Genomic DNA, 19178 nt, shown 5'->3' with positions numbered 1-19178 from the left:
CAAGAGGGCTGGGACGATTTTCCTATCAAAACTGTAAGTTGGCAAGAAACAAAAAGCCGGTGCGTACACCGGCTTCATGTGGTTTAACAACAGCTGTAACGGCAACTTAGCGCTGTGCGGCGGCGATGATCACTTCCGCCACTTTGGCTGGCTGCGACACCATTGGTACGTGGCCGGTTGGCAAGGTGGTGGTGACGGCGTTGATTTTCTTCGCGAACGCCTGTTCCAGTTCCGGCGCAATCATGCGGTCCTTGCTGGCCACGATGTAGTAGTTGGCCTTGTTTTTCCAGGCTGCTACGGTGGTGGTGTCGCTGAAGGCCTTGGCGGCGATCGGGCCCTGGGTGGCGGCGATCAGGCGCGCGGTGGCGGCCGGCACGTCCTGGGCGAAGTTTTTGGCGACCGAGTCAGCTGGCAGCCACAGGTAGCCGCCGGCGTCAGCCTGCAGCGTGGCGATGCCTGGCGGCACGGCGTAGTCCTTGCCCAGATTGCCGGTGGCTTCGCCTTCCGACGGCGCGAAGGCGGCCACATAGACCAGCGCCTTGATCTTGTCGCTGGTGCCGGCTTCGGTAATCACGGTGCCGCCCCACGAGTGGCCAACCAGCACCACTTTGCCGGTTTGCGCATCGACCACGCGCTGGGTCGCGGCGACGTCGTCGGCCAGCGAGCTCAACGGGTTCTGCACGGCCACCACCTTGTAGCCCTTGGCTTGCAGGATAGGAATCACTTTGTCCCAGCTGGAGCCGTCGGCAAAGGCGCCGTGGACCAGCACGATGGTGGTGTCATTGGCCGGTGCTGCCTGGGCGAAAGCGGTGGCGGCGAACAGGGCGGAGGCGATCAGCGTGCGTTTCATGATGTGTATCCTTTGTGTTGGTTTGTGAGCTATTAAGTCGTGCTCGATGTATGAATAATAGTGCACAAACAAATAGCGCGCAAGATTAATTTGAAAAATTATTGCGTACTTGAATACCTGATTGGATGACTGCGGAATAGGCGCCTAAATTGATGCCGATGGGCTACACTAGCCGCATGATACGAGAACTTCCCTCGCTGGTTATCCCCGGCGCAACGATTGAGGTCCTGAAGGCGAGCTGCGCATCGTGCAGCATGCACCAACTGTGCCTGCCGATGGGGCTGGATAATAACGATATGGACCGTCTGGACCAGATCATCGGCCGTCGCCGCAAGGTGGCGCGCGGCGCGACGCTGTTCCGCATTGGCGATCCATTCCAGAATTTGTACGCGATCCGCCTGGGTCACTTCAAGACCTACCAGGTCAACCGTGAAGGCGCGGAACAGATCACCGGTTTTCAGATGGCTGGCGAGCTGTTGGGCATGGACGCGATCAGCGCCGACCAGCACCATTGCACCGCCATCGCGCTGGAAGATAGCGAGGTTTGCGAAATTCCGTTTGGCACGCTGCAATCGCTGCTGGCGGAAATGCCGACGCTGCTGCGCCATTTCCATCGCATGATGAGCCAGGAAATCACGCGCGAGCAGAGCGTGATGCTATTGCTGGGCAATATGCAGGCGACCCAGCGCTTTGCCGCATTCCTGGTGAATTTGTCTTCGCGCTATGAGGCGCGCGGTTATTCGCCGAATACCTTCCAGCTGCGCATGTCGCGCGAGGAGATTGGCAATTACCTGGGACTGACGATCGAGAGCATCTCGCGCTTGCTGTCCAAGTTCAAGAAAGAAGGCCTGCTGCGTGTTAGCAACCGGGAAATCGAGTTGCTCGATCCGCGCATGCTGAAAGCCATTACCGCAGGTACGGAAACCTGCGGCTGATCCGTCGTTCCCGCGTGGGCGGGAACCCATGGATCAGTCTGGCAGCAGCGCGATTTCGCGCTGCTTCGGCCAGATCCAGGCGCCGGCCAGGCGCCATTCGCGTTTTTCCCCTTCCACCAGCACCACCCAGCGGCTGCGCTCCAGCATCGGCAGGCGCGCGTGGAAACTGCCATCCGCTTCCGGCACCACGATCAGCTTGATGTCTTTATCCGGCTGGGTCGCATGCGACAGGCTCAGCATCAGCGGGCCGCTGTCGTGGCGGTTGATTTTCCCGGTCAACATGCCGTCAGCCGCGTCATAGCCCAGGTTCACCGTCAGGCCCATTTGCGCCGCCACATGGTCGCGCCGCAAGTCCTGGTTGATCGCCTTGCCCTGCTTGTAGTAGTCGCCGACCACCACCGCGTCCGGCGTCTGCACCGCCAGATAGGTGGCGTAGCCGGTGGCCGCCATGATGATGGCCGGGCCGGCCATCAGGAACCAGGGCCAGCGGTGTTTCCACCAGGGGGCGACAGGGGCGGCAAGTGTGCTCATGATTTCTCCTTAGCGCGGCACGATGAAGACCGCGGTTTCCTTCACATGCAGCGACGGATCGTCGACTGCGGTCAGTGTCACTTCTATCTTGTTCGAGCCCGGCTGGCCGGCGCCGTGTTCAGCGCGCAGACGGATCGGATGGGCGCGGGTCTCGGTGGCCTCCACCCGCACCAGGTCGGCGGCAGCCACGGCCAGCGTTGGAATGCCGCTGACGGTAATTTTGTACACGTGCTCCTGCTCGGAGGTATTCATGATTTGCAGGCGGTAGACGTTCTCGATTTTGCCGTCCTCGACTTCGCGGCCCATCGAGCCACGGTCGCGGATCACGTCCAGCTTCAGCGGCGTGCGCAGGTATAGCGAGGTACAGGCGGCGATGATGATCAGGCCCAGCACGGCGGTATAGATGCGCACGCGCGGCCGCATGGCGCGGCGGCGGATCTCGGTCGGCGTCAGATGCTCGTCCATGGCGCGTTCGGTGCTGTAGCGGATCAGGCCACGTGGCTGGGCGGTCTTGTCCATCACGATGTTGCAGGCGTCGATACATGCGGCACAGCCGATGCACTCGTATTGCAGGCCGTTGCGGATGTCGATGCCGGTCGGGCAGACTTGCACGCACAGCGAGCAGTCGATGCACGAGCCGCCGTTGCCGTTCTTGTTTTTCGACAGCGGACCGCGCGGTTCGCCGCGTTCGGTGTCGTAGGTGATGATCAGGGTGTCGCGGTCAAACATCGAGCTCTGGAAGCGGGCATACGGGCACATGTATTTGCATACTTGCTCGCGCAGCCAGCCGGCGTTGCCGTAGGTGGCGAAACTGTAGAACAGCACCCAGAACCATTCCCATGGACCGAAGTTGAAGGTCCACACTTCGCTCATCAGGTGTTTGATCGGCGTGAAGTAGCCGACGAAGGTGAAGCCGGTCCACAAGGCCACGGCCAGCCAGGCGAGGTGCTTGGCGGTTTTCTTGCCGGCCTTTTTGGCCGTCAAGGGCTGGCGGTCGAGCGCGATACGCGCGCTGCGCGAGCCTTCAATCTTGCGTTCGATCCACAGGAAAATTTCAGTGTAGACCGTTTGCGGGCAGGTGAAGCCACACCACACCCGCCCTGCTATCGCTGTCGCCAGGAATAGCAGGTAGGCGCTGATGATCAGCAGAACTGCCAGGTAAATGAAATCTTGCGGCCACAGGACCAGGCCAAAGATGTAGAACTTGCGCGTGCCCAGGTCAAACAGCAGGGCCTGGCGGTCGTTCCATTGCAACCACGGCGTACAGTAGAAGGCGATCTGCGTCAGCCAGACAAACAACCAGCGCAGACGGGCGTATTTACCGTCAACCTCGCGAGGATAAATCTCCTCGCGCTTTGCATACATCTTGATGACTTGTTCCTGTGGGGTGTTCATTTTGTTTCTGCTATCGGTGGATCAGTAGGAGTAGCAGCGGTGGCTGCAGGCGTAACTTCTGGAACCGCCTTTGTATCATTCGACAAACTCCATACATATGCAGCCAGCACATGCACCTTGGCGTCACCGAGGAAATCAGCAAACGCCGGCATGGTGGCGGTACGGCCTTTGTTGATGGTTTCCTTGATGGTGTCGATACTGCCGCCGAACAGCCAGATCTTGTCGGTCAGGTTGGGTGCGCCCAGCATCTGGTTGCCCTTGGCATCCGCGCCGTGGCAGGCCATGCAGGCGGCAAACTTCTCTTTGCCGAACACCGCCTTGATCGGGTCGTGGGTCGATTTCGACAGGCTCAGCACATAGTGCGCCACCGCTTCCACTTCCTTGTCGCCACCGACTGCGGCGCCCATCGGCGGCATCATGCCGGCACGGCCGTGCAAGATGGTTTCCTTGATGGTTTCCGGTGCGCCGCCAAACAGCCAGTCCTTGTCGGTCAGGTTGGGGAAGCCCTTGTTGCCGCGTGCGTCAGAGCCGTGGCACTGTGCGCAGTAGGTCAGGAACAGGCGTTCGCCGATGGCGTGCGCCTGTGGATCGGCCGCCACCGCTTTCAGGTCCTGCTTCTGGAACTGGGCGAACAGCGGGCCGTATTCGGCGTCGGCTTTTTTCAGCTCTTCCTCGTACTGGCCGCTGGATTTCCAGCCGAACTTGCCGGCGTAGGAACCCAGGCCCGGATACAGGACCAGATAGGCCAGCGAGAACACGATGGTGATGTAGAACAGCCACATCCACCAGCGCGGCATCGGCGTATTCAGCTCGGTCAGGTCTTCGTCCCAGACGTGGCCGGTGGTGTCGGTGTTGCCTTCGGCGGTCTTGGCGACTTTGACCTTGGACTGCGAATACAGCAGGATGCCGCAGCCGATGATGCCCAGCAGGGTCAGCGCGGCGATGTAGATGTCCCAGAAGCCATTGGTGAAATCAGCCATGGTGGATCTCCTCGTCGTCGGCGAACGGCAGCTCGGCTGCCGTGGCGAAGTCGGCTTCCTTGTGGTGGCCGTAGGCCCACCACAGGATGCCGGCGAAAGTGATGAACGAAACCACCGTCATCACACTGCTGGCGTTGTCAAACAGGGTATCGATAACCATGCTAGTTCCTCGTTTTGATCAGGGTGCCCATGCCTTGCAGGTAGGCGATCAGGGCGTCTTCTTCAGTCTTGTCCTTGAGCTCTTCCGGTGCGGCGGCGATCTCGGCGTCGGTGTACGGCACGCCGATGCGGCGCAGCGCGCGCATCTTCGGCTGTACCTCTGCCGGGACCAGCGCGGTCTTGGCCAGCCACGGGTAGTTCGGCATATTCGATTCCGGCACCACGTCACGCGGATTGTTCAGGTGGGTGCGGTGCCATTCGTCGGAGTAGCGGCCGCCCACGCGCGCCAGGTCGGGACCGGTACGCTTGGAACCCCACTGGAACGGGTGGTCGTAGACGAACTCGCCGGCCACCGAGTAGTGGCCATAGCGCTCGGTCTCGGCGCGCAGCGGACGCACCATCTGCGAGTGGCAGTTGTAGCAGCCCTCACGGATGTAGATGTCGCGGCCGGTCAGGCGCAGCGGCGAGTAAGGCTTCAGGCCCGCCACCGGTTCCGTGGTCGACTTCTGGAAGAACAGCGGCACGATCTCGACGGCGCCGCCGACGCTGACCACCAGCGTCACCAGCGCGATCAGCAGCCAGGGATTTTTCTCGATCCATTCATGTGAAAATTTCATACTGTGCTCCGATTTCAGGCGTGGGCCGGGTTGACAGCCGGGATAGGCGCTACCGCGGTCTTGGTGTTACGCAAGGTCATCCAGGTGTTGTAAGCCATTACGCACATGCCGGTCAGGTACAGCGCGCCGCCGGCGACCCGTACCACGTAGTACGGATAGGTGGCTTTGACGCTTTCCGCGAAGGTGAAGGTCAGCGTGCCGTCCGGATTCACTGCGCGCCACATCAGGCCCTGCATCACGCCGGCTATCCACATCGCGGCTATGTACAGCACCACGCCGATGGTGGCGACCCAGAAGTGCAGGTCGATCAGCTTGGTCGAATGCATTTTTTGCTGGCCAGCCAGGCGCGGGATGATGTAGTAGATCGAACCCATGGTGATGAAGCCCACCCAGCCCAGTGCGCCGCCGTGAACGTGTGCCACGGTCCAGTCGGTGTAGTGCGACAGCGAGTTGATGGTTTTGATCGACATCATCGGACCTTCGAAGGTGGCGATGCCGTAGAACGACAGCGAAACGATCATGAATTTCAGGATCGGGTCGGTGCGCAGCTTGTGCCATGCGCCCGACAGGGTCATCATGCCGTTGATCATGCCGCCCCAGCTTGGCGCCAGCAGCACCAGCGAGAACACCATGCCGACCGATTGCGTCCAGTCTGGCAGTGCGGTGTAGTGCAGATGGTGCGGACCGGCCCACATATAGGTGAAGATCAGCGCCCAGAAGTGCACGATCGACAGGCGATACGAGTACACCGGACGTTCGGCCTGCTTAGGAATGAAGTAGTAGACCATGCCCAGGTAGCCGGCGGTCAGGATGAAGCCCACCGCATTGTGGCCATACCACCACTGGATCATCGCATCCTGTACGCCCGAGTAGAACGAGTAGGATTTGAACAGCGAAGCCGGCATCGACATGCCCTGCACCACGTGCAGGATGGTGACGGCGATGATGTAGGCGCCGAAGAACCAGTTAGCCACGTAGATGTGCTTGACCTTGCGCTTGATCAGCGTGCCGAAGAACACCACCGCGTAGGACACCCACACCAGCGCGATCAGGATGGCGATTGGCCATTCCAGCTCGGCATACTCCTTGCCGCGGGTGAAGCCCATCGGCAGCGTGATGACAGCACTCAGTATCACTGCTTGCCAGCCCCAGAAGGTGAAGGCGGCCAGCTTGTCGGAAAACAGCCGCACCTGGCAGGTGCGTTGCACAACGTAGTAAGAAGTTGCAAACAAACCGCAGATACCGAACGCAAAAATCACCGCGTTGGTATGTAGAGGACGCAAACGGCCATAAGTCAGCCATGGAATGTCCAGATTAAGCGCCGGCCAGGCTAGCTGAGCAGCAATGATGACGCCGACCAGCATGCCGATGACGCCCCAGACTACGGTCGCAATCGTGAACTGCTTAACGACCTTGTAGTTGTAGTGTTGATCCAATTTTGTTCTCCCCAGAACACTTTGATGATGTACGTCAAAGGTTACTTAGGAGAAGCTTAAAAATCCTTGATATAAGTCAAAATCTGCCGAATGACGGCGCTTAGTTTGCCGGTGGCGGCGGACGGTCGTCGTCTTGCAGAATGCGCAGCGCCGGGCCGACCAGGTCGTCGAACTGGCCGGCGTCGGAGGCGCGGAAGAACAGCCACAGCGCGGCAAACACCAGCCCGACGCTGAGCGGAATGAGCAGATACAGGGCTTCCATCAAGGTTTCCTGCGCAGCCGCAGTGCGTTCAGCACCACCACCGCAGAACTGGCTGCCATGCCGATGCCGGACAACCATGGATTAAGCAGGCCGATCGCGGCTGCCGGAATCGCTGTCACGTTGTACAGCATCGCCCAGCCCAGATTCTGGCGGATGATGCGCATGCCGCGTTCGGCGGTGCGCGCGCTGTCCGCCACCGCGCCCAGGCGGCCGTTGAGCAGCACCGCGTCGGCATGGGCCTGCGCCAGCGCGGCGCCGCCGCCCATGGCGAACGAGACATCGGCCGCACCCAGCACGGCGGCGTCGTTGATGCCGTCGCCGATCATCGCCACCACGCAGCCACGGCGCTGCAATTGCTGGACGAAATTCAGCTTGTCGGCCGGCAGATAGCCGCCGACGGTGGTTTCGATGCCAAGCTGGTCGCCCACGCGGCGTGCCAGCACATCGTCGTCGCCGCTGACCAGCACCACGGTCTTGCCGGCCTTGCGGAAATAATCGACCGTGTCCTGTGCATCCGGGCGCAGGCCGTCGTGCAGCTGGAAGCAGGCCAGCCACTGGCCTTCCACGCCGAGGTAGACCGGGGTTACGCCATCGCTCACTTCGCGTGCCGGCGCCAGTCCGGCGATACCGGCGACAAACTGCGCACTGCCCAGGCGGTAGCGGCGGTTATGCACCGCCCCTTCCAGACCGCAGCCGGCGGTTTCACTCAGCGCGGTGGCGTTCCATTGTTCGCGCCCCGCGTCATTGGCGGCGTTGACGATGGCGCGCGCCAGCGGGTGGGCACTCCCGGCTTCCAGCGCGGCCGCCACCTGCAGGCAGAAATCGGTGCGCATCGCACCGAGCTGCTGTATGCCTTGCAGCACTGGCCGGCCCCAGGTCAGCGTGCCGGTTTTATCCAGCACGATGTGGGTGGTGCGGTGCAGGGTTTCCAATGTTTGCGGGCCGGTCACCAGCACGCCCTGGCGCAGCAGCTGGTCGGTGGCGGCGGCCAGCGCGGTGGGCGTCGCCAGCGACAGCGCGCATGGGCAAGACACCACCAGCACAGCAATCGCGATCGGCCAGGCGCGCGCCGCGTTCCCATCCAGCCAGAACCAGAAGCAGAAGGCCGACAATGCAAACACCAGCAGTCCGGCGACAAAGCAAGCGGCCACGCGGTCGGCCCACAGCGAGATGCGCGGCTTTTCGCCGCCGGCGCGGTTGATCAGTTTGATCAGGTCGGACAAGGTGCTGTCTTGTGCCTTGCGGGTGACGCGCGCCAGGATCACGCTGCCGGCGTTGATGGCGCCGCCCTGGACGGCGTCGCCGACATTCCTCGGCACCGGCGCGCTTTCGCCGCTCAGCAGCGACAGGTCGAGCGAGGTGCGGCCTTCGATGATGACGCTGTCGGCGGCCACCGCTTCGCCGGGCTTGATAACGATGATGTTATCCACAGCCAGCGCCGCTGCGCGCACCACGGTGGCGGCGCGGCTGGCTGGATAGTTTTCCAGCAGCGAAGCCGATGCCGGCAGCGCGTGCTGCAAGCGTTCCAGCGCGGCCCCGGCTTTGCGGCGCGCGCGCAGCTCCAGGTAGCGGCTGCACAGCAGCAGGAAGATGAACATGGTCACCGAGTCGAACCACACTTCGCCCTTGCCGGTGAAGGTGGCGATCACGCTGGCGCCGAAGGCGGCGGCGATGCCCAGCGCCACCGGCACGTCCATGCCCAGCGTGCGCGCGCGCAGGCCGGCCCAGGCGCCGCGCCAGAATGGCAGTGCCGAATACAGAATCGCCGGCAGTGTCAGCAGCAGGCTGGCCCAGCGCAGCAGCGAGGCCATGTCGCCGTCCAGCGTGCCGTCGCCGGCGGACATATAAGATGGGGCGACATACATCATCACCTGCATCATCGACAGCCCGGCGACAAACAGCTGGCGGCCCAGGGTTTTCGCGGCGCGGTGCTGCTGCTCGGCGTGGCGGTCGGTATCGTAGGGATAGGCGGTGTAGCCAATGGTGTGCAGCGCGCCGAGAATGTCGCCGGGCTGGCAGCGGTCTTTTTGCCAGCGCACGTACAGCCGTTCGGTGGCGACGTTCAACTGGGCGCTGTCGACACCGGGCAGGCGCGCCAGCCGCTGTTCGATCAGCCATACGCAGGCGGCGCAGCGGATGCCTTCCACCGTGAAGGTGGATTCGCGGCTGTCTTCGTCGAGCGCGAAACGTGGATCGGCGTTGTCGTACAGTTGCAGTTCCGGCGGCAGCTGCTGCGCGCCTTCGGCACTGGCGGCGTAGGCGGTGCGGTCGCGGTAATAGCTTTCCTGGCCCAGATCGACGATGGTTTGCGCGACGGCCGCACAGCCGGGGCAGCACATGGTGTGCGCGGCGCCCGCGATGTTGACGGTCCACGCGGCGTGGTCGACCACGGCCGGCAGCGGCTGGCCGCAGTGGTAGCACGGCGCGGCTTGCGCGACGTTGTCGGCGTGGTTCAGTGGTTTGGTGTGAGGCATAGCATGTCCATCCATTCGGGCGTGACGCCACCCGCTGCGCGGGCAAGCCCGATCACGCCGAACGCCAGCACCAGCAGGCCGCAGACGATGCGCACGGAGCGGCGCTGCATGGCCTGCTGCATGCGCGCGCCCAGCAGGCCAAGGCTGGTCAGCATCGGCAGTGTGCCCAGGCCGAAGGCCAGCATCACGGCGGCGCCGCTGGCGGCCGAGCTGCTCAGCATGGCGGTGGTCAGCGCGCTGTAGACCATGCCGCAAGGGAGCCAGCCCCACAGCGCGCCGAGGGCGAAGGATTTGGGGGCGGTGTCGGCTGGCATCAGGTTTTTCATGGCGGGGCCGATGACGGGCTGGGCGCGTTGCCATAGCACGCGGCCGCCCTGCTCCAGCACGGCCAGGCCGCGCCAGGCGTTCATCAGGTACAGGCCGAGGGCGACCAGCATCAGGTTGGCCAGCCAGTAGAAGCCGATTTGCACGCCAGCCACGGTGGCCATATTGCGGGCGCCGCCAGCCAGGCCGCCAGCCAAAGCGCCGGCCATCATGTAGCTAGAGATGCGGCCGGCGTTATACGCCAGCACGTGTGGCAGCGCGCTGGCTTGCGTGCGCGCCGCAGCGATGGGAATGACCGCACGCGGCGGCTCGGGACGCGGGCGCGCAGCGGTCGACATCGCCGTCACAATCCCGCCGCACATGCCGGCGCAGTGGATGCTGCCGGCCAGGCCGACCACAAACACTGGCAGTAGTTGTGCGGCGTTCATCGCATCCTCAGATCGTCTTCGAGTAGCGCAGCGGCTGCGGCGCGATATCGTGGGTCATGCCGAGATAGCGGTCGAACACCATGCAGATATTGCGGATCAGCAGGCGGCCTTTCGGCGTCACCGAAATCCATTCATCATCAATGGTCAGCAGGCCGTCGTCCTCAAAGATTTTCAGCTTGCCCAGCTCCGCCTCAAAATACTGGCGGAACTTGATCGGAAAGCCTTGCTCGATCGACGACATCGACAATTCGAAATTGCACATCAGCTTGGAAATCACGATACGCCGCAGCAGGTCATCGTTATCCAGCTTGATGCCGCGCGTGATCGGCAGCACGCCGCCGTCGAGCTTTTCGTAATACGCGTCCAGTGTCTTTTCGTTCTGGCTGTAGGTCGCGCCCACCGCGCTGATGGCCGACACGCCGCAGGAGATCAGCTCCGATTCCGCGCGCGTCGAATAGCCCTGGAAGTTGCGCTGCAAGCGGCCCTGGCGCTGCGCCACCGCCAGCTCGTCGTCCGGCTTGGCGAAATGGTCCATGCCGATGTAGATGTAGCCGGCGTCGCACAAACGCTTGATGCTCATCGCCAGCAGCTCCAGCTTGACCGCCGGCGACGGCATGTCGGCGTCGGCGATGCGGCGCTGCGGCTTGAAGATGTGAGGGAGGTGCGCATAGTTGTACAGCGCGATGCGGTCCGGCGAAGCGTCGATCACCTTGTCCAGCGTGCGCGTCATGCTCTCGATGGTCTGCTTGGGCAGGCCGTAAATCAGGTCGATGCTGATCGAGCGGTAGCCGGCGCTGCGCGCGGCGTCCATCACGGCGCGGGTTTCGGCTTCCGGCTGGATGCGGTTGACCGCCTTCTGCACGTCCGGATCGAAGTCCTGCACGCCCAGGCTGATGCGGTTGAAGCCCTGCTTGCGCAAGCTGTGTACGCGCTCCACGCTGACCGTGCGCGGATCGATCTCGATCGAATACTCGCCATGCGCGTCGTCGGCGAAATCGAAGTTGGCGTGCAGGTGGGCCATCAGATCGCCCATCTGCTTGTCGCTCAGGTAGGTCGGCGTGCCGCCGCCAAAGTGCAGCTGCTCGATCTGTCCCATGCCGTCGAACAAACGCCCCTGCATATCGATTTCCTGCTTCAGGTAGCCGAGGTAGACGGCCGCCTTGCTGTGATCCTTGGTGACGATCTTGTTGCAGCCGCAGTAGTAGCAGACCGTGTCGCAGAACGGTATATGGATGTACAGCGACAAGGGCCGGCGGCTGCGGCGCATGCGCAGGCCGGCCACCGCTTCCAGGAACTGGCCGTAGCCAAAGTCGTTCTGGAAGCGGTCCGCAGTCGGATACGAGGTGTAGCGTGGTCCCGATTGACTGAGCTTGCCGATGATCTCGGCGTCGAATTCAACGGGTGGGAAAGGCGTAATCATAGTTATGCTGCGAGGCGTTTCACTGAGGTTGAAGACTGCTGGGACGCGGCCGCGCGGGATGCGCGCGAGCTGCGGGCCGGGCCAAATTTAAACAGGCTGACTGCTTGCGTCAGGCCGCCTGCTTCCAGCGCCAGGCTGGCGGTTGCTGCTGCTGCTTCTTCGACCAGCTGCGCGTTCTGCTGCGTCACCTGGTCCATATGGGCGATGGCCGAGTTGACCTGGTCAACGCCGATGCTTTGCTCATGCGAGGCCACCGAGATTTCGCGCATGATGGCGGTCACCTGCTGCACCGAGGCCACCACTTCCTTCATGGTGGCGCCGGCGCGATCGACCTGCACCATGCCGGCGCTGACCTTGCCGACCGAAACGTCGATCAGGTTCTTGATGTCCTTGGCGGCGGTGGCGCTGCGTTGCGCCAGGTTGCGCACCTCGCCGGCCACCACCGCGAAGCCGCGGCCCTGTTCACCGGCGCGCGCCGCTTCCACGGCGGCGTTCAGCGCCAGGATGTTGGTCTGGAAGGCGATGCCTTCGATCAGGCCGATGATGTCGACGATCTTGCGCGAGGAGTTGTTGATCTCGTCCATGGTGGCGATCACGTCGGCGACGATCTCGCCGCCCTGCACCGCCACGTCGGAGGCGTTCTGCGCCAGCTTGTTGGCTTGCTCGGAGTTGTCGGCGTTCTGCTTGACGGTGGACGAGAACTGTTCGACGCTGGACGCGGTTTCTTCCAGGCTGGCCGCCTGTGCTTCGGTGCGGCCGGACAGGTCGGCGTTGCCGGCGGCGATCTGGCGGGTGGCCACGGCCATGGTTTCCACGTTGACGCGCACGTCGCGGATGGTGGCGATCAGGTTGCTGTTCATTTGTTCCAGCGCGCGCAGCAGCTGGCCGACTTCGTCGGTGGCTTCGGTTTCAAATTTGCCGGACAGGTCGCCGGCGGCGATCGCGCGGGCCCCATGCAGCGCGCGGTCCAGCGGTTGCAGCACCGAGACGCGCAGCGTGTACCACAGGAACACGTTGATGATCAGGCCCAGGAAGGTGGCGGCGAAGATGCCGTAGTTGTTGGCGCTGGTGCCGTTCAGCAGCGCGGCGGCGCAGACGATCACCTGCAGCACGTTGACCAGGCTGGTGGCGGCCCAGATGCGGAAGCCCAGCGAGGTATGGCTCAGGCGCGACAGCAGCGTGCCGACGCCCGGCTCGATTACCTGGCCGTTCTTGATGCGGATGCCGTGGTTGCTTTCGGTGCGGATGGTGCGGTATACCTGTTCGGCTTTGGCGATCTGGTGGCGGTCAGCCTTGACCCGCACCGACATATAGCCGATGGTCTGGCCGTGTTCGCGGATCGGCGTGATGTTGGCGCGCACCCAGTAGAAATCGCCGTTCTTGCAGCGGTTCTTGACGATGCCGGTCCATGGCGTGCCGCCCTTGATCGAGGTCCACAGGTCGGCAAAGGCTTCGGCTGGCATGTCCGGATGGCGGACGATGTTTTGCGGGGCGCCCAGCAGTTCTTCTTCGCTGAAGCCGCTGACCTGGGTGAAGTACGGGTTCACATAGGTGATGTTGCCGTTCAGGTCAGTCTTCGACACGATCGCCTGGTCGTCCTGGACTTCCACTTCGCGATTGGTGACTGGTTGATTGTTGCGCATTATCGTCTCTCTCCCGGAGGTTTATTGCTTTACCGCAATAGATATGGTCAGTTTACGTAGTCCACCTGCCGAATTTATTGATTTAGATCAAATTTCACCGGAATGGAGGGTGTAGGCCCCCATTCCGGCCAGGACGACAGGTCAGACGTTTTGGTCGGAACGCCGGGCGGGTTTGGTGGCAGTCAGGTCGCGCACATTTTTCTGCACGGTGACGGCCGCGAACAAGCTGAGCAGGAAGGCCATGCCATAAAAACCTTTCTCGCTCAGCGCTAGCTGGGCGTTCCATAGCCCGATTAATAACAGCAAAATTGCTACGAGTACAGACATCCAGCATAGACCGTAGTAGAGAGATGAAACTGGTATATCTTCGCTGCGGTCGCGCACGGATTTCTGTAGCGAAATAGCGGCAAACAGCCCGTACATCAGAATGGTGAAGTAGTAGCCTTTTTCATTGAGCGCCATGCTGGCGTTCCACAGGCCGATGATGAAGGTGAGGGAGCCGGCCAGCAGGGCCAGCCAGGAAGCGCCGACGAAGGCGTTGGAGGGAGTGCTCATTCAGTGCTCCTTGTCTAAATGGAAAGCGAGCGCCGGGATGGCGCTCGTTTTCGTATCAGAACAGAAGACTCAGGCTTGCTTTTTGACCAGGCTCAGCAGTTTGCTGCCAGCGGTGACCACAGCCAGCGCCAGGGCGCCGGCGATCACGCCAGCGACCGCGTCCAGCAGGCTCGGGACGATCACGCCCAGCGCCGGGCCGACCGCTGGCGTGGCGGCCACCGCCTCGGTGGCGTGGTGGATCAGGTCGTGGGCGAACGGCAGGCCGTGGGTCAGGATGCCGCCGCCGACCATGAACATGGCCAGCGTGCCGACCACGCCCAGCAACTTCATCAGCACCGGCGCCGCCGACAGCAGCACCCGGCCCAGCGCCTTGACCGCCGCGCCGCCGCGCTGGCTCAGGTACAGGCCGGCGTCGTCCATCTTGACGATGGCGGCCACCAGGCCGTACACGCCGACCGTCATCACCAGCGCAATCCCGGCCACCACCGTCACCTGCTGCGCAAACGGTGCCGCCGCCACCGTGCCCAGCGCGATTACGATGATCTCGGCCGACAGGATGAAGTCGGTGCGTACCGCGCCCTTGATCTTGTCCTTTTCCAGCGCCACCAGGTCCACCTCGGGATTGGCCAGCGCCGCGTGCAGCTGCTGCTTGTGGCCGTCGTCTTCCTTGGAATGGAACAGGCTGTGGGCAATCTTCTCGAAGCCCTCGAAGCACAGGTACAGGCCGCCGATCATTAGCAGCGGCGTGATCGCCCACGGCGCGAAGGCGCTGATCGCCAGTGCCGCCGGCACCAGGATGGCCTTGTTCTTCAGCGAACCGACCGCCACCGCCCACACCACTGGCAGCTCGCGCTCGGCGCGCACGCCGGACACCTGTTCCGCATTCAGCGCCAGGTCGTCGCCCAGCACGCCGGCGGTCTTCTTGGCGGCGACCTTGCTCATCGCGGCGACGTCGTCGAGGATGGTGGCGATATCGTCGATCAGCATTAACAGGCTGGAACCGGCCATCTTGGTGCACTCCTTGTGTGGTTTGATCAGCAATATTAACCCAAGCGGCGCAGGGCACGATACCGCTACAATGGTGATTGCCTCAAATCAAATGGAATCGTCATGACCTTCGCCACCTGGATCACTTTTTTTGTTGCTGCCTGCATTATTGCCGTCTCGCCGGGGTCGGGCGCGGTGTTGTCGATGTCACATGGGTTGTCGTACGGTGTGCGCCGCGCCAGCGCCACGATTTTCGGCCTGCAAACCGGCTTGCTGCTGGTGTTTTTCATCGCCGGCGCGGGCGTGGGCTCGCTGCTGATGGCGTCCGAGGTGGCGTTCAATATTGTTAAGACGGTGGGCGCGCTGTACCTGATTTATCTGGGCCTGAGCCAGTGGCGCGCCAAGGTCACCATCGGTGCGCAGCAGCAGGCTGCGGTGCAGGTGCCAACCGCGAAGAAACGCTTCCTGACCGGTTTCCTGACCAACGCCACCAATCCCAAGGGCATTATCTTCATGGTGGCGGTGCTGCCGCAGTTTATTACCCACGGCTCGCCGCTGCTGCCGCAGCTGCTGATCCTGGCGGTGACCATGTGCTGCATCGACCTGGTGGTGATGCACAGCTACGCCTTCCTGGCCTCGTCGATGCAGCGCTTCTTCCGCGACGCCGGCGCGGTCAAGAAGCAGAACCGGGTGTTTGGCGGCCTGTTGATGGCGGTCGGCGCGGCGCTGTTCTTCGTCAAGCGCGGTAGTGCCGCTGCGTAAGCGCAACACTTTTTGTAACCCGGTGTAACCGCTGTAGTCGAACGCCAGTGCGCAGCGTTAAATCAGTGATCACCACAGGAGACGCAGCCATGAGCCGCCACATTATTCCCACCGTCGTGCTGGCCGCTCTGGCCAGCTATAGTGCTTGGGCCTATGCCGAAGATCCGCCCGCCATGGTGGGCCGGATTTCCAGTGTCCAGGGCCAGGTGAAATTGGCAGGGGATGGCGAGCCGCTGGGCGCGTCGCTGAACTGGCCGGTGACCGCCAACAACCACATCAGCACCGCTTCCGGCGCGCGCACCGAGTTCCGCGTTGGCTCGACCGCCGTGCGGCTGGATGGCGATTCCGACCTGGAAATCATCGGCATGGACGACGACCTGCTGCGTCTGCGTCTGAACTACGGCAGCGTCAGCATCCGCGTGCGCAGTCCCGAACTGCTGCGCGACTTTGAGCTGAGCACGCCGCAAGCCCGTATCACGCTGCTGGAGCCGGGCATTTTGCGGGTCGATGTGGACCGCCAGCCGGACACCAGCCAGGTCAGCGTGCTGGCCGGTTCGGCGCGGGTGGAAGGCGCTGGTTCGTCGGTGGTGGTCAGCAATGGCCGCCATGTCGATATCAGCGCCGAGGATGTGCGCACCAGCGCGGCGCGGCGCGATGGCTTCGATGTCTGGGCCGAGGAGCGCGACCGCTACGACAGCAGCAGCGCCACCCGCTTCGTCTCCACTGGCATCACGGGCTACGAGGAACTGGACCGCAACGGCAGCTGGACCGAGAGCGTCGATTACGGCCCGCTGTGGACGCCGCGTAATGTGGCGCTCGATTGGGCGCCGTATCGTGATGGCCGCTGGGTGTGGCTGGCGCCTTGGGGCTGGACCTGGGTCGATAATGCGCCGTGGGGTTACGCGCCATCGCACTACGGCCGCTGGGTATTGGTTGAACGCCGCTGGCGCTGGGCGCCTGGCCGTCCCGCAGGACGGCCGGTGTGGGCGCCGGCGCTGGTCGGCTGGGTCGGTGGCAATGGCGGCCCGCATCATCCAGGGCCGGGCTTGGGCTGGTATCCGCTGTCGCCGCGCGACCGGTTTGTGCCGGGCTACCGCGTGTCTGCCGAGTACGAGCGCCGCGTGACCTGGACGCATAATGGCAAGCCGTTTACGCCGCGTCCGGACTTCAACGGCCGCCGTGATGGCTTGACCGTGCTGCCGCGCGATCAGTTTGAAGGCCGTCGCAATGTCAACGTGGGACGTGGCTCGCAGGTGCTGCCGCCAGCCAATTTCGTCAAGAATGTTACACCGGTCGCCCCGCCGCAGCCGCAGGTGCCGTATCGTCCGCTGAGCACCGACCGTGGTGGCCGGGGCGACCGTGACCATGACGGCATTCCGGACCGGTTTGACCGCGATGGCGGGCGCAATCGCAATGAGCGTCCGACGCCGGGACGCACGATTACCGCGCCATCGCAGCCGCAGCAGGTGCCGGCGCAGCAGCCGCCAGGACGCATCAGCACGCTGGCGCCGAATCAGTTCGGGCAGCCGGATGCGCCGGCGCAGACCATCAATCCGAACGATATGCGGATAGAGTTGCGGCCGCGTTTCAATCCGGGGCAGCAGGGGCAGCCGCGTCCGCAGACGCCAGCGCCGGTGATGCCGCAGCCGGTACTGCAGGTGTCACCGCAGCAGCCACAAGCGCAGCCGCAGCGCGAACGCTTTGACCGTGGCGGCGACGACAGCCGCCGCTTGCGTCAGCGCGACGAGCAGCGCGAACAGCATCAACAACAGCGCGAGCAACGTGAACAACCGCGTGAACAGCGCCCTCAGCCGCAGCCTCAGCAGCAACCGCAGCAGGCGCCACGCCAGTTCACGCCGCCGCCTCAGCAGCAGCAGCCGGCCCAGCGCGAGCAACGCGAGCAGCGGGAAAATCGCGACAACAACCGCAACGAGCACCGCCGCAACGAAAATCAGCGCCCGAACGAGCGCTAAACCCTAAACCGGGGTCAGTTCCGCCAAACGTACACGAGCTCGTGTACGTTTGGCGGACTGACCCCGGTTTAGAACGCCGCTTACTGCTGCGCCTTGAGCCGCAACCGCGCGCGCCACTCCCCCAGCGCCGACAGCGCACCCTGGAATTCCTTCTCGATCAAATCTGCTTCCGCAGTGGTGACCTTGCCGTCCATCAGCGCGCTGGAAACGGCTTCCGCTACCGCACCCACCTGACTCATCACCTTGCAGACGGTCTGTGACAGATCGTCTTCGCTGACGCCGTCCGGCGTCGGCACCACGAAGGCGGCCATGCCGTGCCGCACCAGCAGCGCGTGCAGCGGCAGATGCGCTTCCGCCACGCCCGCCTTGTGGCACAGGTCCACCACCGTGGACACCTCTTCAAACGATGGATAGTGCGAGGCGATGGTCGGCGCCAGCTTGTTGCGCAGAACGTTGACGGAAATCCCCATCGCCTGCGCCAGCGCGTCGATGCCGCCAGGGTAGCCGCGCGCCACCGTGTACAGCGCGTCGTGCTGGTTCATGTCCAGGTATTTACGAGTCATGGTGAAGCGAGCCTTTTATTACCGATGCAAGCGCGAACCCTCGGCGCTATGCTGTTTTTCATTCAACTTCTTTGTGAAAAGACATCATGAAGTCATTCAGTTCCGCGTTGCTGTTGATGGTTTGCCTGGCCGTGGCAGGCAATGTGCCGGCGCAAGCGCGTCCGGCTTCACATTCTGGCACATCGTCGTCGTTTAAAAGTGGATTTTCTTCACAAAAGAGCAACGCGGCCCGGCACAGCAAACCGGCCGCGCCGCCCGCCAACCGCCAGAGCGGCCCCGGCGCGTTTGGCAAGCAGGCCGGCTCGCCGGCCCAGCCGCAACGGAATACCTCGGCGATGTCGCGCGATGTCGATCGCAGCGCCGCCCAGGCCAATGCGCTGAAGACGCTGGACCAGCGCCGCAACGCCGCCAACAACCAGCCGCTGCCGCCGCTGAACGATACCCTGCGCCAGCCGCAAGCGCCGGCGCAGCAACCATCCCCCGTGTACCGTGCGCCGGCTTATCCGGCGCCGGGGCCGGGTTATCAACAGCAGGCGTCCGGCAATGGCAATGGGCTGATGGCCGGCGTGCTGGGCTTCATGCTGGGCCGCGCGATGAGCCAGAGTAACCAGCCTGTGTCCTATCCGACCAGCAATGGCAGCCAGCCGGCCGCGCCGTCCACTGATAGCAGCGCTGTGGTCGGCGGCATGCCGGGCCTGAGCGAACCGGCCCTCGCCAAGGCGCCAGCCGCCATGCCCGCACCGCAGGAGTCGTTCATGACCAGCGTGCTGCGCCTGTTCGCCTGGCTGTCGGTGGTGAGTTTGCTGATGTGGGCGGTGGTGTATTCGGTACGCAAGTTCCGCCGCCTGCGCGCCGCGCCGAATTATTCGTTTGAAAGGAATTGA

At 63.3% G+C, this 19178-nt stretch carries 19 protein-coding genes; 4 read left to right on the top strand and 15 right to left on the bottom strand.

All coding sequences use genetic code 11. The annotated features are described in order from the left end of the window. Window positions 1-106 precede the first annotated feature (106 nt). Window positions 107-850 carry an alpha/beta fold hydrolase gene (locus tag KW842_RS20855; protein ID WP_218306041.1) on the bottom strand — a complete coding sequence of 248 codons (744 nt, stop codon included), beginning with the start codon at window positions 848-850 and terminating at the stop codon, window positions 107-109. 176 nt (window positions 851-1026) lie between these two features. Between KW842_RS20855 and fnr the strand changes: the two genes are divergently transcribed. Then, the gene (fnr, locus tag KW842_RS20850; RefSeq protein WP_218306040.1) at window positions 1027-1785 is read left to right on the top strand and encodes a fumarate/nitrate reduction transcriptional regulator Fnr; all 759 of its coding nucleotides are present in this window, start codon (window positions 1027-1029) and stop codon (window positions 1783-1785) included. Between the two features lie 33 nt (window positions 1786-1818). Here fnr and KW842_RS20845 read toward each other — a convergent pair whose 3' ends face one another. From KW842_RS20845 to KW842_RS20785, 13 genes are all read right to left on the bottom strand, one after another. After that, window positions 1819-2316 (bottom strand): FixH family protein, encoded by a 498-nt coding sequence (locus KW842_RS20845; protein ID WP_218306039.1) that lies wholly within the window; start codon window positions 2314-2316, stop codon window positions 1819-1821. A 9-nt stretch (window positions 2317-2325) separates the two neighbouring features. Next, a complete protein-coding gene (gene ccoG, locus KW842_RS20840) occupies window positions 2326-3711 on the bottom strand; it encodes a cytochrome c oxidase accessory protein CcoG (protein WP_218306038.1) in 1386 nt (461 codons plus the stop codon). Then, complete coding sequence (gene ccoP, locus KW842_RS20835) at window positions 3708-4691, bottom strand: cytochrome-c oxidase, cbb3-type subunit III (RefSeq protein WP_218306037.1); 984 nt, start codon at window positions 4689-4691, stop codon at window positions 3708-3710. The genes ccoG and ccoP overlap by 4 nt, the downstream gene beginning before the upstream one ends. Continuing rightward, a complete protein-coding gene (locus tag KW842_RS20830; protein ID WP_218306036.1) occupies window positions 4684-4851 on the bottom strand; it encodes a cbb3-type cytochrome c oxidase subunit 3 in 168 nt (55 codons plus the stop codon). Before KW842_RS20830 ends, ccoP begins: the two co-directional genes overlap by 8 nt. Before the next feature lies 1 nt (window position 4852). Continuing rightward, complete coding sequence (gene ccoO / locus KW842_RS20825) at window positions 4853-5467, bottom strand: cytochrome-c oxidase, cbb3-type subunit II (protein ID WP_218306035.1); 615 nt, start codon at window positions 5465-5467, stop codon at window positions 4853-4855. A 14-nt stretch (window positions 5468-5481) separates the two neighbouring features. Continuing rightward, window positions 5482-6903 carry a cytochrome-c oxidase, cbb3-type subunit I gene (gene ccoN / locus KW842_RS20820; protein ID WP_218306034.1) on the bottom strand — a complete coding sequence of 474 codons (1422 nt, stop codon included), beginning with the start codon at window positions 6901-6903 and terminating at the stop codon, window positions 5482-5484. 100 nt (window positions 6904-7003) lie between these two features. Then, on the bottom strand, window positions 7004-7165 hold the full coding sequence (ccoS, locus tag KW842_RS20815; RefSeq protein WP_218306033.1) for a cbb3-type cytochrome oxidase assembly protein CcoS: 162 nt from the start codon (window positions 7163-7165) through the stop codon (window positions 7004-7006). Next, the gene (locus KW842_RS20810) at window positions 7165-9639 is read right to left on the bottom strand and encodes a heavy metal translocating P-type ATPase (RefSeq protein ID WP_218306032.1); all 2475 of its coding nucleotides are present in this window, start codon (window positions 9637-9639) and stop codon (window positions 7165-7167) included. The genes ccoS and KW842_RS20810 overlap by 1 nt, the downstream gene beginning before the upstream one ends. Continuing rightward, window positions 9618-10391 carry a sulfite exporter TauE/SafE family protein gene (locus tag KW842_RS20805; protein ID WP_218306031.1) on the bottom strand — a complete coding sequence of 258 codons (774 nt, stop codon included), beginning with the start codon at window positions 10389-10391 and terminating at the stop codon, window positions 9618-9620. The genes KW842_RS20810 and KW842_RS20805 overlap by 22 nt, the downstream gene beginning before the upstream one ends. 7 nt (window positions 10392-10398) lie before the next feature. Further along, entirely contained in the window at window positions 10399-11811 is a 1413-nt protein-coding gene (hemN, locus tag KW842_RS20800; protein ID WP_218306030.1) for an oxygen-independent coproporphyrinogen III oxidase, read from the bottom strand. Between the two features lie 2 nt (window positions 11812-11813). After that, entirely contained in the window at window positions 11814-13454 is a 1641-nt protein-coding gene (locus tag KW842_RS20795; RefSeq protein ID WP_218306029.1) for a PAS domain-containing methyl-accepting chemotaxis protein, read from the bottom strand. Window positions 13455-13595: 141 nt separating this feature from the next. After that, window positions 13596-14009: an inner membrane protein YiaA gene (gene yiaA / locus KW842_RS20790; RefSeq protein WP_218306028.1), complete on the bottom strand. Its 414-nt coding sequence runs from the start codon at window positions 14007-14009 to the stop codon at window positions 13596-13598. A 69-nt stretch (window positions 14010-14078) separates the two neighbouring features. Beyond that, window positions 14079-15017: a DUF808 domain-containing protein gene (locus tag KW842_RS20785; protein ID WP_218306090.1), complete on the bottom strand. Its 939-nt coding sequence runs from the start codon at window positions 15015-15017 to the stop codon at window positions 14079-14081. A 102-nt stretch (window positions 15018-15119) separates the two neighbouring features. Between KW842_RS20785 and KW842_RS20780 the strand changes: the two genes are divergently transcribed. Both KW842_RS20780 and KW842_RS20775 read left to right on the top strand, forming a co-directional pair. Further along, a complete protein-coding gene (locus KW842_RS20780) occupies window positions 15120-15758 on the top strand; it encodes a LysE family transporter (RefSeq protein WP_218306027.1) in 639 nt (212 codons plus the stop codon). Window positions 15759-15847: 89 nt separating this feature from the next. Beyond that, the gene (locus KW842_RS20775; protein WP_218306026.1) at window positions 15848-17731 is read left to right on the top strand and encodes a FecR family protein; all 1884 of its coding nucleotides are present in this window, start codon (window positions 15848-15850) and stop codon (window positions 17729-17731) included. 80 nt (window positions 17732-17811) lie between these two features. Here the strand turns inward: KW842_RS20775 and KW842_RS20770 are convergent, their stop codons facing one another. Beyond that, complete coding sequence (locus tag KW842_RS20770) at window positions 17812-18294, bottom strand: phage regulatory CII family protein (protein ID WP_218306025.1); 483 nt, start codon at window positions 18292-18294, stop codon at window positions 17812-17814. A gap of 86 nt (window positions 18295-18380) precedes the next feature. Between KW842_RS20770 and KW842_RS20765 the strand changes: the two genes are divergently transcribed. Next, on the top strand, window positions 18381-19178 hold the full coding sequence (locus tag KW842_RS20765; protein WP_218306024.1) for a hypothetical protein: 798 nt from the start codon (window positions 18381-18383) through the stop codon (window positions 19176-19178).

It is taken from the genome of Duganella sp. sic0402 (assembly GCF_019219065.1).
Classification (GTDB): domain Bacteria; phylum Pseudomonadota; class Gammaproteobacteria; order Burkholderiales; family Burkholderiaceae_D; genus Rugamonas.
This window is presented reverse-complemented; position numbering and strand designations above follow the sequence as displayed.

Bases quoted from the DNA above. Each gene is read 5' to 3' on its own strand.
- KW842_RS20770 (WP_218306025.1), bottom strand. From the start codon at position 18,294: ATGACTCGTAAATACCTGGACATGAACCAGCACGACGCGCTGTACACG.
- ccoP (WP_218306037.1), bottom strand. From the start codon at position 4,691: ATGGCTGATTTCACCAATGGCTTCTGGGACATCTACATCGCCGCGCTG.
- KW842_RS20805 (WP_218306031.1), bottom strand. From the start codon at position 10,391: ATGAACGCCGCACAACTACTGCCAGTGTTTGTGGTCGGCCTGGCCGGC.
- KW842_RS20765 (WP_218306024.1), top strand. From the start codon at position 18,381: ATGAAGTCATTCAGTTCCGCGTTGCTGTTGATGGTTTGCCTGGCCGTG.
- KW842_RS20830 (WP_218306036.1), bottom strand. From the start codon at position 4,851: ATGGTTATCGATACCCTGTTTGACAACGCCAGCAGTGTGATGACGGTG.
- KW842_RS20780 (WP_218306027.1), top strand. From the start codon at position 15,120: ATGACCTTCGCCACCTGGATCACTTTTTTTGTTGCTGCCTGCATTATT.
- KW842_RS20795 (WP_218306029.1), bottom strand. From the start codon at position 13,454: ATGCGCAACAATCAACCAGTCACCAATCGCGAAGTGGAAGTCCAGGAC.
- KW842_RS20845 (WP_218306039.1), bottom strand. From the start codon at position 2,316: ATGAGCACACTTGCCGCCCCTGTCGCCCCCTGGTGGAAACACCGCTGG.
- KW842_RS20775 (WP_218306026.1), top strand. From the start codon at position 15,848: ATGAGCCGCCACATTATTCCCACCGTCGTGCTGGCCGCTCTGGCCAGC.
- KW842_RS20785 (WP_218306090.1), bottom strand. From the start codon at position 15,017: ATGGCCGGTTCCAGCCTGTTAATGCTGATCGACGATATCGCCACCATC.
- ccoS (WP_218306033.1), bottom strand. From the start codon at position 7,165: ATGGAAGCCCTGTATCTGCTCATTCCGCTCAGCGTCGGGCTGGTGTTT.
- ccoO (WP_218306035.1), bottom strand. From the start codon at position 5,467: ATGAAATTTTCACATGAATGGATCGAGAAAAATCCCTGGCTGCTGATC.
- KW842_RS20855 (WP_218306041.1), bottom strand. From the start codon at position 850: ATGAAACGCACGCTGATCGCCTCCGCCCTGTTCGCCGCCACCGCTTTC.
- fnr (WP_218306040.1), top strand. From the start codon at position 1,027: ATGATACGAGAACTTCCCTCGCTGGTTATCCCCGGCGCAACGATTGAG.
- yiaA (WP_218306028.1), bottom strand. From the start codon at position 14,009: ATGAGCACTCCCTCCAACGCCTTCGTCGGCGCTTCCTGGCTGGCCCTG.
- KW842_RS20810 (WP_218306032.1), bottom strand. From the start codon at position 9,639: ATGCCTCACACCAAACCACTGAACCACGCCGACAACGTCGCGCAAGCC.
- ccoG (WP_218306038.1), bottom strand. From the start codon at position 3,711: ATGAACACCCCACAGGAACAAGTCATCAAGATGTATGCAAAGCGCGAG.
- hemN (WP_218306030.1), bottom strand. From the start codon at position 11,811: ATGATTACGCCTTTCCCACCCGTTGAATTCGACGCCGAGATCATCGGC.